Genomic DNA, 14,205 nt, shown 5'->3' with positions numbered 1-14,205 from the left:
CGAGGGGGGGCGGGCGGGCGGCGGCGGCGGGTCGGGAGGGAGGACCACGCGGAACACCGCCGGGGGCGCGCCCGGGTCGAGGATGCCGTCGCCCGGATGAAGACCGACAAGATCCGGCGCGACTGCCGTGTCCGCGGCGACGGCCTCCACCACGCGGTCCAAGCCGTCGCCCACATGCACAACCTCGCCCTCGCCACATGAAACCCCAGCTCAGACCGCACCCCAGCCTGCCCGCCCACCGGATTGTGCAACACCCTTTAGGGGCTCGGCTCCGATCCGGAACCAGCCTGTGACCGAGTCAGATCTTGGCCGGGTACTGGTCGTGCCGGGCCCACAGTTCGAGCTGCTCCTCCTGGGAGAGCTCGCGGCCGGAGGCCACGAGCTCGGCCAGCGCCTCGAAGTACGCCTCGCGCGGGGCGCCCGGGGCGAAGAGGATGAGCATCGAGGCCGCGGCGCCGGAGTTGTTGCTGAACGCGTGGATGCCGCCCGGCGGCACGTAGAGGAAGTCGCCGGCCGTGGCGTCGACCCACGTGTCGCCGTTGTAGAGCGAGACGGTGCCGTCCAGGACGTAGAACGACTCGGACATGGTCCGGTGGAAGTGGCCGCTCGGGCCGCCGCCCTTGGGGCGGGGTGCCATGTCCCAGCGGTAGAGACCGAACTGGCCGTCCGTCGAGGCGCCGGTGGCCAGGTGGTGCACCTGCGTCCGCTCGCCGATCAGCAGGTCCGGACCCGCGTCGGCGGTGCGCAGCGTGGCGCTGACCTGGCCGATCTCGTCGAGGTAGCGGGCGGAGGGGTAGGACATCGGAGCTCCGTGGGGTCGTGATGATCGGTCGCGCACCGACAGTGTGGCCCATCGAGAGCCTGGCCCATCGAGAGTGGGGGCCGGTCCCTCGGCCCCGGCCTACGCCAGGCCCGCGTGCCGCCGGGCGACCTCGGCCAGCACGGCCCAGTCCTTGTCGCCGTCGCCGTGGGCGACGGCGTCGAGGAGGCCGTCGCGCAGCACGCTGCCCAGCGGGAGCGGGACGTTCGCCTCCGCCCCGGCCGTCAGGGCCAGGTTGACGTCCTTGAGCCCCAACACGGCGCGGAAACCGGCGGGTTCGTAGCGGCGCTCCGCGACCATCGCGCCGTAGCCGGTGTGGACCGGGCCGGGCAGGATGCTGTCGGTGACGATGCCGATCAGGTCGGACGGCGTGCCGCCGACCGCGTCGACGAGCGCGGCCGCCTCCGACATCGCGCCGATGGCGCAGGCGATCAGGTAGTTGGCGGCGATCTTCTGCGCATTGGCGAGGTGCGGCTCCGCGCCCAGCCGCCAGGTGCGGCGGCCGAGGACCGCGAGCAGCGGGTCGACCCGGTCGAGCAGCTCCGGCGTGCCCGCGGCCAGGATCGTCAAAGCGCCCGCCTCGGCGGCGGTCGGCCGCCCCAGCACGGGCGCGGCGACGTAGCCGAGGCCGTGGTCGGCGTGCGCGGCGGCCGCGCGCCGGGCGAAGTCGACCGAGACCGTGGCCATGTTGACGTGCACCAGGCCCGGCCGGGCCTGGGCCAGCAGGGTCGGGTCGAGCAGCGGCTGGACCGCGCGGTCGTCCGCGAGCATCGAGAAGAGCACGTCGGCGTCGAGAGCGCCGGCCAGGTCCGACGCGGCCTCCGCGCCCTGCGCGACCAGCTCGGCCACCGGTCCGGGGGAGCGGTTCCAGACCCGGACCGGATGCCCGGCCCGGACCAGGTTCCCGGCCATCGCCCGGCCCATCCCGCCCAGCCCGACGAATCCGACCGTGAGTTCCTGCGTCATCCCGTCCGCTCCCCTCACCGTGGCTGACCGCGCCCGACCGGCCGCGGACCTTCGCCACGCTAGCGGAGGAAGAGGACGCACGCCTTCCGCCGCGCGCCCACCGGGGACAAGACCCGCTCAGCCCCTCCGGCCCGGGCGGCCGCTGCGCTTCGGGGACGGCTTGCCGCCGCGCGGGGCCGGCTTCTGCTGGCGCTGCTGCTTCTGCGGCTGCTGGGACTGCTTGCGGGCCGCCGGCTTCTTCGGGGCCTGGTTGGCCGCGGCCGTCGCGGTGGCGCCGCGGGAGCTGTTGACCGTGCGGCCGCGGACGATGCCGATCATCTCCTCGATCAGCTCCGAGCCGCGGTCCTGCCGCCAGGCCAGGGCCACCTGGGACTGCGGGGCCTCGCCCTCCGGGACCGGGCGGTAGGTCAGGTCGCGCCGATGGTGCAGCCGCGCCAGCGACTGCGGCACCAGCACCACGCCGATCCCGGCCGCCACCAGCTCGACGGCGTCCTTGGTGGTCTCCGGCCGTTCCGCCGCGGCCTGGCCCGGCGGCCGCTCCGACCAGCCCAGCACGTCGTCCTGAGGGTGCAGTACCAACTCCTCGGCGAGCTCGGCCAGCGGCACCTCGGGCGTCTCCGCCAGGCGGTGGTCCTTGGGCATCACCACCACGGTGGCCTCGGTGTAGAGCGGGATCGCGTGCAGCTCCGTCTTGTCGACCGGCAGCCGGACCAGGCCGGCGTCCGCGTCGCCCGCTCGCAGCGTCGACTGGCCCGCCGACGCGGGGACGAGCGCCAGGTCGAGGGGGGTCTGCGGGAGCCGCTCGTTCCAGACCCGCGCCCACTTGGACGGCGTCACACCGGGGACGTAGGCGAGGCGGAAGGAGGAGGAAGCGGGCGTCTCGGTCACGGGCTCACAGTACTCGTGTGCGCCGTACCGGTGGTGCGCGGCACCGGCTGTGACCAGGCCGGTCGCGCGGCTCGCTACCCTTGAGCCATGACTTCGAGCAAGCCCAGGACGACCCAGACCATGAAGCCCGCCACGGCGGCGAAGAAGCTCGGCGTGTACCTCGGGGCGACCCCGGCCGAGTTCCAGGAGGGCGTCGTCTCCCGGGACGAGCTCAACGCCTTGCAGGCGGAGCCGCCGCAGTGGCTCGCCGACCTGCGCCGCAACGGCCCCCACCCGCGCCCGGTGGTCGCGGACAAGCTGGGCGTCTCCGTCTCCGGCCTGGTCCGCAACGGCCTGACCGAGCCGCTGACCACCGACGAGATCGACGCCATCAAGGCCGAGAACCCGCGCTGGCTGCAGGTGGAGCGGGACACCCAGGCGGAGGTCCGCAAGGAGAACGTGCGGATCAAGGAGAAGCACGCCGCCGACGCCGCCCGTCGCGCCGCCAAGGGGGCGTGATCCGGGGATGACCCAGCCCGCCGCTGCCGCACTGATCGTTCCGCCGCTCTTCAACGGCCCGCCCGGTTCGGCCAACGGCGGGTACTTCGCGGGCGCGCTCGCCGCGCGCGTGCCCGGTGACCCGGCCGCGGTCGCGGTCGCGGTCGCGGTGAGCCTGCGCAAGCCGCCGCCGCTGGACACCCCGATGCGGGTCGCGGCCACCGAGGGCGGCGGCGTCACCCTGCACCACGGGGAGCTGCTGGTCGGCGAGGCCGCCCCCGCCGCCCTGGTCGGCCTCGGTACGCCGGAGCCCGTCTCCTTCGACGTGGCCAAGGCGGCCGAGCAGTCCTACCGCGGTCTGCACCGCCACCCCTTCCCCGGCTGTTTCGTCTGCGGCACCGGGCGCGGCGACGCGCTCGGACTGCACCTCTACGCCGGTGCGGTCCCCGGCGGCGACGGCCTGCACGCCTGCACCTGGACGCCGGACGCGGCCCTGGCCGGACCGGACGGCCCGGCGGTCCGCTCCGAGTTCGTCTGGGCGGCGCTGGACTGCCCCGGCGCCTGGACGATCGACCTGGAGTCGCGCGACGTCGTCCTCGGCCGGATCACCGCCCGCGTGCTCGGCGTGCCCGCCGTCGGTGAGCCCTGCGTGGTGACGGCCCGTCTGATCGCCCAGGACGGCCGCAAGCACACCACCTGCACGGCGCTGTACGGCGGCGACGGCCGGCTGCTCGGCGAGGCCGAGGCGCTCTGGATCGAGCTGCCCCCGCGCTCCTGAGTCCCTGAGTGCCTGACACCCGGGGCGGATCCGGTGGGTCCGTCCCCCGCACGGGCCCACCGGATCCGCCCTCCGCGACGCCTCCTCAGGTCTCGCCGCGGAGGCGGGTGTTCCGCACCGATCTTTCGACACGGTGACGTGTCCGGTCCAGAGGCGCCCTCCAACTGCCAGTTTTCTGGGACGGCACGGCTCTGACCTGCGCTGATGCCAGTGCTCTGTGACAGTGGCCCGGCCCTTACCTTCGGCGTGTACAGTTCATGCCGCTTGTCTGGAGTGTTGCGTTTGCTCGGCAGAACCAGGGGTGGTTGTGGCTCGGTGGAAGGCCCTGCCGGAGGGGCTTGATCCTGCGGTCGTCCGTTTCGTCGCGGAGCTGCGGCGCCTGAAGGACGAGACCGGTCTGAGTGTGGTTCAGGTCGCCGATCGCACCGGGTACAGCGAGGCGTCCTGGCAGCGGTACTTCGGTGGCCGGACGCTGGCGCCGCGCGAGGCGGTGGAGCGGCTTGTCGAGATCGCCGGGGCGGACGGCGCCACCGTGGCCGCGTTGCAGGACGCCGCGCAGCAGGTGTGGCGGCCCGCCGCTTCGGCCGCCGCCACGGACGACACCGTCGCGCTGGAGGAGGTCGCACCGGCCGGGCCGGAGCCCGCTTTGCCGGAGTCGGCCCCGGCCGTGGTGTCGATGCCGGTGGGCGCGTCCGACGCACGGCCGGCGCTCGACACGCGGACCGTGCTGACCGCCGTCGTCTCGGCGCTGGTCGGCGCCGCGGTCACCCTGCTGCTCGTCCAGCCGTGGAACGGCTCGACCTCCGCCGCTGCCGCCGCGCCTGTCGCCAGGCCGACACCCAAGGCCCCGGTCTCCTACCACTGCGCCTACCGGCAGACGGGCGGCAAGTGGTACGCGGGCAACAGCGCCACCAACACGGACCTGGTCATCGACGGCGAGGCCGGCCCGGAGGTCGCCGAGGTCCAGTGCCTGCTGGAGCACGCCGGCATCTCGGCCGGCGCCGTCGACGGGGCGTTCGGCCCGATGACGCTGCACGCCGTGATCCTCGAGCAGGAGGCGCGCCACATCGACATCGACGGCCAGGTGGGCCCGCAGACCTGGGCCGCCCTGCGCGGATGAGCGGGACGCCGGCCGCCTGCACGGTCCTGGCCGGGGAGCTGCAGCGGCTGCGGACGGCGAACCGGCTCAGCCTCGGCGCGCTGGCCGAGCGCACCCCGTTCAGCAAGTCGTCCTGGGGCCGGTACCTGAACGGCAAGGCGCTGCCGCCCTGGCAGGCCGTGCAGCAGCTGTGCGCGCTGGTCGACGAGCCCGAGGACCGGTTCCGGGCGTTGTGGACCGTCGCCGAGGCGGCCTGGAACCGGCGCGACGCCGTCTCCGCACCCGCCCCCGTGGTTCATCAGCCCGAGCCCGAGCCCGAGCCCGCGGTGCCCGCCGAGCCGCGACGGCTCCCGGAGCGGCCCGCGCCCGAGGCGCCGGCCGCACAGGACCCCAGCCCGCACGGGCGGGTGCGCAGGCGCACCTTCCTGGCCGTGTTCGGCGCGGGCGCGCTGCTCGCCACGTTGGTCGGTCTGCTCTGGAACGGCGTCACCCCGCAGGGCGCCTCGCCCGCGGCCGTCACCAGCGCGAGCCCCTCCGCCCGCCCGGTCGGCTGCGTCGGTCAGGCCTGCGACGGCGCGGATCCCGGAGCGATGGACTGCGGGGTGTACCCGCAGAGCCTGGGTGTCTTCCAGCTCCAGCACGGCACCCAGATGGAGGTCCGCTACAGCGCGCAGTGCCGGGCCGCCTGGGCCCGGGTGTGGTCCAGCCAGAAGGGGGACCGGCTGTCGATCGCCGCCGGCGCCGACCAGAGGTCCGCGGTCGTGCCCGACCCGTACACCGCGCAGACCTTCTTCTACACCCCGATGGTCCCGGCGACCGCCCGCGGTGCCGCGCTGCACGCCTGTCTGGCGTTCACCGACGGCGCGTCGCGGTGTGTCACCGTCCACGAGCCGTGATCGTCGGACCGAGAAGAAATCCGAAAAATCCCGGCCGGGGATGTCGAGAACCCGCGACCGGCTCCGTCCCCGCTATGAACGCGACCACAATGGGTCGCACCAGCGAGGAGAACCACCATGGCCAAGTACCTGCTGCTGAAGCACTACCGTGGCGCCCCGACCCCGGTCAACGACGTGCCGATGGACCGGTGGACGCCGGAGGAGATCTCGGCGCACGTCCAGTACATGAACGACTTCGCGGCCCGACTGGAGAAGACCGGCGAGTTCGTCGACGGTCAGGCGCTGGCCCCCGAGGGGATGTGGGTCCGCTACGACGGCGAGGGGCGTCCGCCGGTCACCGACGGCCCGTTCGCCGAGACCAAGGACGTCATCGCCGGCTGGATGGTGATCGACGTGGACAGCCAGGAGCGCGCCGTCGAGCTCGCCGGGGAGCTGTCGGCCGCCCCGGGAGCGGGCGGGAGGCCGATCCACGAGTGGCTGGAGCTGCGCCCGTTCCTGGGCGTTCACCCCTCCACCATCGAGTGCGTGGGCCACTGAGCGTCGCGACGATGGACGAGGCCCTGCTCCGCCGCCTCACGCCCGGCGTCCTCACCGTCCTCGTCCGCCGCGGAGCCGACTTCGCGGCGGCCGAGGACGCGGTGCAGGAGGCGCTGGTCGAGGCGGTCCGCGTCTGGCCGGACGACCCGCCGCGCGACGCCAAGGGCTGGCTGGTCACCGTGGCCTGGCGCAAGTTCCTCGACCAGGCTCGGGCGGACACCGCCCGGCGCCGGCGGGAGGACCGCGTCGAGGAGGAGCCGGCGACGGGGCCCGCGCCCGCCACGGACGACACGCTGCAGCTCTACTTCCTGTGCGCGCACCCGTCGTTGACGCCCTCGTCGGCGGTCGCGCTCACGCTGCGCGCCGTCGGCGGGCTGACCACCCGCCAGATCGCCCAGGCCTACCTGGTGCCCGAGGCGACGATGGCCCAGAGAATCAGCCGGGCCAAGCGCACGGTCGCCGGGGTGCGGTTCGACCAGCCCGGCGACGTCGCCACCGTGCTGCGCGTGCTGTACCTGGTCTTCAACGAGGGCTACTCCGGCGACGTCGACCTCGCCGCCGAGGCTGTCCGGCTCACCCGGCAGCTCGCGGCCCGGGTCGACCACCCGGAGGCGGCCGGGCTGCTCGCGCTGATGCTGCTCCACCACTCGCGGCGCGCCGCGAGGACCGCGCCGGACGGCAGCCTGGTCACGCTCGCCGAGCAGAACCGCGGGCGCTGGGACACCGCGATGATCGCGGAGGGCATCACGATCCTCCAGGCGGCGCTCGCCCGCGACCGGTTGGGGGAGTACCAGGCCCAGGCCGCCATCGCCGCCCTGCACGCGGACGCGCCCACCGTCGAGGAGACCGACTGGGTGCAGATCGTCGAGTGGTACGACGAGCTCGCTCGGCTGACGGACAGTCCGGTGGTCCGGCTCAACCGCGCGGTGGCCGTCGGCGAGGCCGACGGGCCGCGCGCGGGGCTGGCGGCGCTCGCGGAGGTGGACGCGTCCCTGCCCCGCCACGCCGCGGTGGCGGCCTACCTCCACGAGCGCGACGGCGACCTGGCCACGGCGGCGCGGCTGTACGCCGAGGCGGCGCACCGGGCCGCGGACCTCGCCGAGCGGGACCATCTGACCCGTCAGGCGGCCCGGCTCAACGCCCACCGGCCCCGCTGACGGTCCGCGTTCGGGTCCGGTTCAGCCCGCCAGCGCCGACTCCGCGGCCTTGAGGGCGGCGTCGCGGACCTCGGGGGCGAGGCCGATGCGGGTGCGGCGGTCGAGCAGGTCGGCGGCGTCGAGCGCGCCCTCGTGCCGGACGGCGAACAGCAGTTCCGCGCCGGTCGTCTGCGTGCCGGGGGCGATCGGCCGGAGCAGCTCCGGGTCGCCCGCCGCCTCCGCGAGGACATCGACGGCTTCGGTGCCGTAGCGCTGGACGAGGCGCAGCGGGGCGTCGACACGGGCCAGGGTGGCGCGGTCGGCCGCGCCGACGAGGGGGAGACGGCGGGTGCGGCACGGACCGGCGCTGCGACCGTTGGCGGTCAGCACGGCGTCCAGCGCGTCCTCGGCCATGCGGCGGTAGGTGGTGAGCTTGCCGCCGACCACGGTGACCAGGCCGTCGGGGGCGGTCAGCACCGCGTGCTTGCGCGAGACGTCGGCGGTGCGGCCGGAGCCGGTGTCCAGCAGTGGGCGCAGGCCGGCGAAGGTGCCGATCAGGTCCGCACGCGAGAGCGGGGCGCGCAGCGCGGTGTTGATGACCCGCAGCAGGAAGTCGACCTCCGCGTCGGTGGCTTGTGGCACGTCCGGGATCGGGCCCGGCGCCTCCTCGTCGGTCAGGCCGACGTAGACGCGGTCGTCGGGGGCGGGCAGGGCGAAGACGAAGCGATTGGTCTCGCCCGGGATCGGGACGGTGAGCCCGGCTGTCAGTCCGCCGAATGCCTCCTGACGGAACACCAGATGCGTGCCCCGGCTGGGGCGCAGGGTGATGCCGGGAGCGACCTCGCCCGCCCAGACGCCCGTCGCGTTGACCACCATGGCGGCCCGCAGCGGGAAGCTCTCGCCGGTCAGCTCGTCGGTGAGCGTCGCGCCGCTGCCGGTGGCGTCGCTGACGGAGCATCGGGTGAGCACCTGGGCGCCGTGGGCGGCGGCGGTACGCGCCAGCGAGGTCACCAGCCGGGCGTCGTCGGTCAGTTGGCCGTCCCAGAAAACCAGGCCGCCGCGCAGCCCGGCCGCGTCGACGGTCGGCGCGTAGCGCAGTACCTCGGCGCGGGAGAGGCGACGCGAGCGCGGCAGGGTCGCCGACGGGGTGCGCGCCGCGACGCGCAGCGCGTCGCCGGCCAGGAAGCCGACGCGGACCAGGGCCGCGCCCGAGGCGGCGGTGCCGGGCAGCAGCGGGACCACCTGCGGCAGCGCGCGGACCAGGTGCGGGGCGGTGTGCTCCATCAGCACGCCGCGCTCCACCGCGCTCTCGTGCGCGATGCCCACCGCGCCGGAGGCGAGGTAGCGCAGGCCGCCGTGGACCAGCTTGGAGCTCCAGCGGCTGGTGCCGAAGCCGAGGTCGTGCTTCTCGGCCAGCACGACGGTCAGGCCGCGCGCGGCCGCGTCCAGGGCGACGCCGGCGCCGGTGACGCCGCCGCCGATCACCAGCAGGTCGACGGCCGGACCGGGCCGGCCCACGGCCTCGCGCAGTGCGGTGAGCTCACGCGCCCGGCGGTCGGCGTTCAGGGAGGCGGAGTAGCGGTGCTGCACGTTCACGCGAGGGTCCTGTCTGCCGGGCCGGTGGGAAGTTCGGTCGGGGTGGGGGTCAGGGGGCGAGGTAGCGGTCGAGCAGGAGGCGCAGCTCGGCGTCGAGCCGGTCCAGCTCGGGGCCGGTGCCGTCGGCGGAGCCCGCCAGGACCGGGCCGGTCAGGGTGAACGACCAGGCGGTGAGCAGCACCGCGTGGGCCAGCAGCGCCGGATCCTCCTCGCGCACCGAGCCGTCGGCGATGCCGGCGGTCAGGGCCAGCTCCAGCAGGGCCAGTTGGTGGTCGGTGTTGGTGCCGCGGCGCTGCAGCAGGTAGGGGGTGAGGAACTCCGGGTCCATCGCGATGATGGCGCGCAGCAGTTCGTGGGTGCGGATGCCGCGGGCCAGCGTCACCACGCCGTCGACGATGCGGGCGCGGGTCACCTCGGTGCGTGCGTCGGGCGGGAAGGCGCCCTCCGCCAGCTCCGTCCAGGCGCGGATGGTGAGCGTGGCCAGGACCTCGCGCACCGAGCCCCAGCGGCGGTAGAGCGTGGCACGGGACACGCCGGCCTGGCGGGCCAGGTCGGCCATGGTCATCCGCTGCGGGCCGATGGTGAGCAGCAGGCGGTAGGCCGCGTCGAGGATCTGCTCCTCGGGAATGGCGTTCGCGGCCTTCAGCTCGCCTGTGCTGTTGATTCGCTGCGACATCACATGTAGAAGTGTATCAGCGGGCCGCAAGCCCACCACGAGAAGCCGTCGACCCCACCGAGGAATGCGATGACCGAGAACGATCTGCCCGTCGTGGCGTTCCACCCCTTCCGCTGGGGCGATCCGCAGCACGCGACGCACCTGCCCGCCGCCGCGAAGGAGACGCTCGCCGCCTTCGGCGTCAAGGAGCCCGCGCCCGCGGTGGAGCCGGGCGCGATCACCCTTCCGGACGTCGCCCTCGACGCCGCGACGCTGGCCGAGCTCGCCGCCGTGGTCGGCCCGGAGCACCTCAGCTCCGCGCACGAGGCACGGCTCGCGCACACCCGCGGCTGGTCCACCCCCGACCTGCTGAAGGTCCGCGCGGGCGACGCCTCGGACGCCCCGGACGCGGTGCTCTACCCGGGCTCGCACGACGAGGTGGTGACGCTGCTTCAGTTGTGCAGCCGCCAGAATGTCGCCGTGGTCCCCTACTCCGGTGGCACCTCCGTCGTCGGCGGCCTGGCGCCCGCGCGCGAGGGCTTCGCCGGCGTGGTCGCGCTCGACCTCGGGCGCCTGGACGCGGTGCTCGGGATCGACACGGTCTCCCGCACCGCCACCCTCCAGGCGGGCCTGCGCGGACCGGCCGTCGAGGCGGCGCTGGGAGCCGAGGGCTTCACGCTCGGCCACTTCCCGCAGTCCTACGAGGGCGCGAGCGTCGGCGGCTACGCGGCGGCCCGTTCCGCCGGTCAGTCCTCGGCCGGGTACGGCCGCTTCGACGAGATGGTCGTCGGCCTGACGCTCGCCACCCCGCGTGGCACGGTGCAGCTGGGCACCGCGCCCAAGTCTGCCGCCGGGCCCGACCTGCGGCAGCTCGTCCTCGGCTCCGAGGGCACCCTCGGCGTGATCACCTCGGTGACCGTCCGGGTGCGCCCGAAGCCGGAGGTGCGGGTCTTCGAGTCGTGGCGCTTCCCCGACTTCGAGACCGGCGCCGCCGCGCTGCGCCGCCTGGTCCAGGACGGTCCGGAGCCGACGGTGCTGCGGCTCTCCGACGAGGCCGAGACCGGCGTCAACCTGGCCGACCCGGCCGCCATGTTCGGCGGCGGCCCCGGCGGCTGCCTGGCCGTCACCGGCTACGAGGGCAGCGCCGTCGACGTCGCCGCGCGGCGGGCCGGCGCCTCGGCCGTGCTGCGGGAGGCGGGCGGCGAGCCGCTCGGCCCCGAGGGCGGCGAGGCCTGGCGCAAGGGCCGCTACCGCGCCCCCTACCTGCGCGACCCGCTGCTCGACGAGGGCGTGCTGATCGAGACGCTGGAGACGGTGACCTTCTGGTCCAACCTGCACGTGCTGCGGGCCGCCGTCACCACGGCGCTCACCGACGCGCTCACCACGCAGGGCACGCCGCCGCTGGTCCTCTGCCACATCTCGCACCTCTACGAGACCGGCGCCTCCCTCTACTTCACCGTCGCCTGCGCGCAGACCGAGGACCCGATCGCGCAGTGGAGCCTCGCCAAGTCGGCCGCCAACGAGGCGATCCGCGGCTGCGGCGCGGCGATCACCCACCATCACGGCGTCGGCACCGACCACGCGGCCACCTACGCCGAGGAGATCGGCCCGCTGGCCGTCGACGCGCTGCGGGCGGTCAAGCGCGCGCTGGATCCGGCCGGGGTGCTCAACCCCGGCGTGCTCATCGAGAACCTCCCGCTGCGTGACGACGCGGCGGTGGGCGAATGAGCGGGACGCAGCGCACCTTCACCGCCGTCGTCAACCCGATCTCCGGCGGCGGGCACGGCTTCGACCACTGGCGACCGGTCTCCGACCTGCTCCACGCGGCCGGGGCCACGGTCCGGGCGATCCCGACGCAGAGCCGGGAGCACGCGATCACGGTGGCGGGCCAGGCCGCCGCGCGCGGCGAGGTGGTGGTCGCCGTCGGCGGCGACGGCATGGTGCGCGACGTCGCGGACGGCGTGGTCCGCGCCGAGGGCACGATGGGGCTGGTCCCGGCGGGCCGCGGCAACGACCTGGCCTGGCGGCTCGGTCTGCCGCAGGACCCGGCGGGGCTGGCCAGGCTGCTGCTGGAGGGCGAGCCGCGCGCGTTCGACGTGCTCGACGTCAACGGCGTGATCGCGCCCGGCAACGTCTACATCGGCATCGACTCGCTGGCCACGCAGATCATCAACGCCAACCGGCGGCTGCCCGCGCTGCTGGTCTACCGGCTGGCTCCCGTCCGCGCGATCCTGCGCTGGCGCCCGGCCGGCTACACCCTCGACCTCGACGGCGAGCGCAGCGAGGTCCGCGCCCACACCGTCGTCGTCGCCAACTCCGGCGCCTACGGCCACGGTCTGCGGATCGTGCCGCCGGCCGAGCCCGACGACGGCCGGCTGGACGTGATGGTGGTCGGGGACGGGCCGCGCCGCAAGGTGGTCAGCTTCATGGGCCAGGCCAAGAAGGGCACCCACATCGAGCGCCCCGAGGTGACCCTGGCCACCGGCACCGCCGTCACCGTCGACGCCGACCGCCCGGTCCCCGTCTGCGCGGACGGCGACGAGGTCACCACCCTCCCGGCCCGGATCACGCTGCTGCCGGGAGCGCTGAAGCTGCTGGCGTGATCGTTGCAATCACGTGAACAGTCCTCCGTCCCTGGAACAATCGGCCTCGGGATCAGGTTCGTCCGAGTCGATGACCACCACGGACGGAGGGCTGACGTGCCGCTTCCTTCGCAGCCGCTGCACAGGCTGGGTTTCCTCACCATCGGGCTGTTCGACCGGGAGGACCCGCGCGGCGGGCACGAGTCGACGCTGGAGCTGATCGAGCTGGGCGAGCGGCTCGGCTTCGACAGCGCGTGGCTGCGGCACCGCCACCTGCAGTACGGCATCTCCTCGCCGATCGCCGTGCTGGCCGCGGCGAGCCAGCGGACGCGGCGGATCGAGCTGGGCACGGCGGTGATCCCGCTCGGGTGGGAGAACCCGCTGCGGCTCGCGGAGGATCTGGCGACCGTGGACCTGCTGTCCGGCGGGCGGCTCAACCCCGGTGTGAGCGTGGGGCCGCCGATGCACTACGAGCAGGTGCGCGGAGCGCTGTACCCGGACACGGGCGAGGCCGAGGACTTCGGCTACGGACGGGTGCGCCGCCTGTTGGACTTCGTCGCGGGCGAGCAGGCCAGCGACTTCAGCGGCACCGAGGGCTTCGAGGTCTTCTCGGAGCGGGTCGAGCCGCACGCGCCGGGGCTGGTCCGGCGGATGTGGTACGGCGGCGCCAGCACGCGTTCCGTGCTCTGGGCCGCGGAGAACGGGATGAACCTGCTGACCAGCAGCGTGGTCAAGGCGGAGGGCGAACCTCCCGCGGGGGAGTCCTACGACTTCGCCGCGATCCAGGCGGAGCAGATCCGGGCGTTCCGGGCCGCGCACCCGGAGGGCGAGCGGGCACGGGTCTCCCAGGGGCTGGTCGTCATCCCGACCGACAGCGCGACACCCGCGCAGCGGGAGAAGTACCAGGTCTACGCGGCCAAGCGCCTCCCGCGGACCGGGGCCCCGCAGGGCCCGAGCCGGCTGCTCTTCGCGCCCGATCTGGTGGGCCCGAGCGCGCAGATCGCCGAACGGCTCCACGCGCACGCGGGCTTCCGCGAGGTGGACGAGGTCGCCTTCGCGCTCCCGTTCACCTTCGAGGCCGAGGACTACGTGCAGATCCTGACGGACATCGCCACGTCGCTCGGCCCCGCGTTGGGCTGGAGTCCCAGCCCGTCGGTCGGCTGATGCGGGATCAGTAACCCTGGGTGCCGTAGGCGACGTTCTCGAAGGCGCCGTAGGTGGCGTTCGCGTAGCGGACCGCGGCGACGATGTTGTCGACCGGGTTCCAGATGTCGGTGTGACCCGGCAGCGCGTAGGTGTCGAAGGTCGGCACGATGGTCTGCATCAGGCCCTCGGAGGGGGTGCCGGCGACGGCGTTGGAGTCCCAGTTGTTCACGGCGTTCGGGTTGCCGGAGGACTCGGTCATGGCGCGAGCCTCGATCGCGGCGGCCGGCGGGACGTGGTCGCCGTGGGCGGCCAGGATCGACTGCGCCTGGGCGACCCAGCTGCCCAGGTCGTTACCGGTGGGGGTGGCGGCGCTGGCGGCACCGACGGTGCCGATGACGGCGCCACCGGCGATGGCACCGGCGACGGCGAGACGGGTGGCCAGACGAATCTTGCGCTGCATGTCACTCCAGGGACAGGGAGTGGCCGCCACGGCGTGGGAGGCCGTGTTCTCGTGCCACTCGGGTGAGGCGCAGACATCCGGACCGTGCACGCGGCCGCACAACCGCGATGAGCGCGGTCAGTCTGCGCGGCGGGGGGCTTTCCCGCCTGCGGGGCATCCGGCCCCGCTC

15 protein-coding genes and 1 pseudogene are annotated in these 14,205 nt (G+C 74.4%); 10 read left to right on the top strand and 6 right to left on the bottom strand.

Annotated elements, in window-relative coordinates:
- Positions 1 to 201, top strand: a pseudogene (locus DN069_RS31090) (IS5/IS1182 family transposase); the annotation flags it as partial.
- A gap of 97 nt (positions 202 to 298) precedes the next feature.
- Here the strand turns inward: DN069_RS31090 and DN069_RS31085 are convergent.
- The 3 genes from DN069_RS31085 to DN069_RS31075 all read right to left on the bottom strand — a co-directional run bounded on the left by DN069_RS31085 (position 299) and on the right by DN069_RS31075 (position 2,674).
- Positions 299 to 802 carry a cupin domain-containing protein gene (locus tag DN069_RS31085; protein ID WP_111506572.1) on the bottom strand — a complete coding sequence of 168 codons (504 nt, stop codon included), beginning with the start codon at positions 800 to 802 and terminating at the stop codon, positions 299 to 301.
- A 99-nt stretch (positions 803 to 901) separates the two neighbouring features.
- Positions 902 to 1,786, bottom strand: a complete 885-nt coding sequence (locus tag DN069_RS31080; protein ID WP_111506571.1) for an NAD(P)-dependent oxidoreductase — start codon at positions 1,784 to 1,786, stop codon at positions 902 to 904.
- Positions 1,787 to 1,903: 117 nt separating this feature from the next.
- On the bottom strand, positions 1,904 to 2,674 hold the full coding sequence (locus DN069_RS31075; protein WP_111506570.1) for a LysR family substrate-binding domain-containing protein: 771 nt from the start codon (positions 2,672 to 2,674) through the stop codon (positions 1,904 to 1,906).
- A gap of 87 nt (positions 2,675 to 2,761) precedes the next feature.
- On the opposite strand from DN069_RS31075, the gene DN069_RS31070 reads away from it, so the two are divergent.
- The 6 genes from DN069_RS31070 to DN069_RS31045 all read left to right on the top strand — a co-directional run bounded on the left by DN069_RS31070 (position 2,762) and on the right by DN069_RS31045 (position 7,618).
- The gene (locus DN069_RS31070; RefSeq protein ID WP_111506569.1) at positions 2,762 to 3,172 is read left to right on the top strand and encodes a DUF5997 family protein; all 411 of its coding nucleotides are present in this window, start codon (positions 2,762 to 2,764) and stop codon (positions 3,170 to 3,172) included.
- A 7-nt stretch (positions 3,173 to 3,179) separates the two neighbouring features.
- Positions 3,180 to 3,929: a hypothetical protein gene (locus tag DN069_RS31065; RefSeq protein ID WP_111506568.1), complete on the top strand. Its 750-nt coding sequence runs from the start codon at positions 3,180 to 3,182 to the stop codon at positions 3,927 to 3,929.
- 307 nt (positions 3,930 to 4,236) lie between these two features.
- On the top strand, positions 4,237 to 5,049 hold the full coding sequence (locus DN069_RS31060; protein ID WP_165845717.1) for a helix-turn-helix domain-containing protein: 813 nt from the start codon (positions 4,237 to 4,239) through the stop codon (positions 5,047 to 5,049).
- On the top strand, positions 5,046 to 5,924 hold the full coding sequence (locus DN069_RS31055; RefSeq protein ID WP_111506566.1) for a DUF2690 domain-containing protein: 879 nt from the start codon (positions 5,046 to 5,048) through the stop codon (positions 5,922 to 5,924). Before DN069_RS31060 ends, DN069_RS31055 begins: the two co-directional genes overlap by 4 nt.
- A 117-nt stretch (positions 5,925 to 6,041) precedes the next feature.
- Positions 6,042 to 6,461 carry a YciI family protein gene (locus DN069_RS31050; RefSeq protein WP_111506565.1) on the top strand — a complete coding sequence of 140 codons (420 nt, stop codon included), beginning with the start codon at positions 6,042 to 6,044 and terminating at the stop codon, positions 6,459 to 6,461.
- 11 nt (positions 6,462 to 6,472) lie between these two features.
- The gene (locus DN069_RS31045) at positions 6,473 to 7,618 is read left to right on the top strand and encodes an RNA polymerase sigma factor (protein ID WP_111506564.1); all 1,146 of its coding nucleotides are present in this window, start codon (positions 6,473 to 6,475) and stop codon (positions 7,616 to 7,618) included.
- 21 nt (positions 7,619 to 7,639) lie between these two features.
- Here the strand turns inward: DN069_RS31045 and DN069_RS31040 are convergent, their stop codons facing one another.
- Positions 7,640 to 9,193 carry a glycerol-3-phosphate dehydrogenase/oxidase gene (locus DN069_RS31040; RefSeq protein ID WP_207892336.1) on the bottom strand — a complete coding sequence of 518 codons (1,554 nt, stop codon included), beginning with the start codon at positions 9,191 to 9,193 and terminating at the stop codon, positions 7,640 to 7,642.
- Between the two features lie 49 nt (positions 9,194 to 9,242).
- The gene (locus DN069_RS31035) at positions 9,243 to 9,869 is read right to left on the bottom strand and encodes a TetR/AcrR family transcriptional regulator (protein ID WP_111506563.1); all 627 of its coding nucleotides are present in this window, start codon (positions 9,867 to 9,869) and stop codon (positions 9,243 to 9,245) included.
- Between the two features lie 69 nt (positions 9,870 to 9,938).
- Between DN069_RS31035 and DN069_RS31030 the strand changes: the two genes are divergently transcribed.
- The 3 genes from DN069_RS31030 (at position 9,939) to DN069_RS31020 (ending at position 13,594) form a co-directional block, all read left to right on the top strand.
- Complete coding sequence (locus DN069_RS31030) at positions 9,939 to 11,576, top strand: FAD-binding oxidoreductase (protein ID WP_111506562.1); 1,638 nt, start codon at positions 9,939 to 9,941, stop codon at positions 11,574 to 11,576.
- Positions 11,573 to 12,451, top strand: coding sequence for a diacylglycerol/lipid kinase family protein (locus DN069_RS31025; protein WP_111506561.1), 879 nt, complete (start codon positions 11,573 to 11,575; stop codon positions 12,449 to 12,451). Before DN069_RS31030 ends, DN069_RS31025 begins: the two co-directional genes overlap by 4 nt.
- Before the next feature lie 96 nt (positions 12,452 to 12,547).
- Complete coding sequence (locus DN069_RS31020; protein WP_111506560.1) at positions 12,548 to 13,594, top strand: LLM class flavin-dependent oxidoreductase; 1,047 nt, start codon at positions 12,548 to 12,550, stop codon at positions 13,592 to 13,594.
- A 7-nt stretch (positions 13,595 to 13,601) separates the two neighbouring features.
- On the opposite strand, the gene DN069_RS31015 is transcribed toward DN069_RS31020, so the two are convergent.
- A complete protein-coding gene (locus DN069_RS31015) occupies positions 13,602 to 14,036 on the bottom strand; it encodes a lytic transglycosylase domain-containing protein (protein ID WP_111506559.1) in 435 nt (144 codons plus the stop codon).
- Positions 14,037 to 14,205 lie beyond the last annotated feature (169 nt).

It is taken from the genome of Streptacidiphilus pinicola, assembly GCF_003258295.1.
GTDB classification, from domain to species: Bacteria; Actinomycetota; Actinomycetes; order Streptomycetales; family Streptomycetaceae; genus Streptacidiphilus; species Streptacidiphilus pinicola.
The sequence above is the reverse complement of the archived record's forward strand: the minus strand, read 5'-3'. Positions and strand labels throughout refer to the sequence as shown.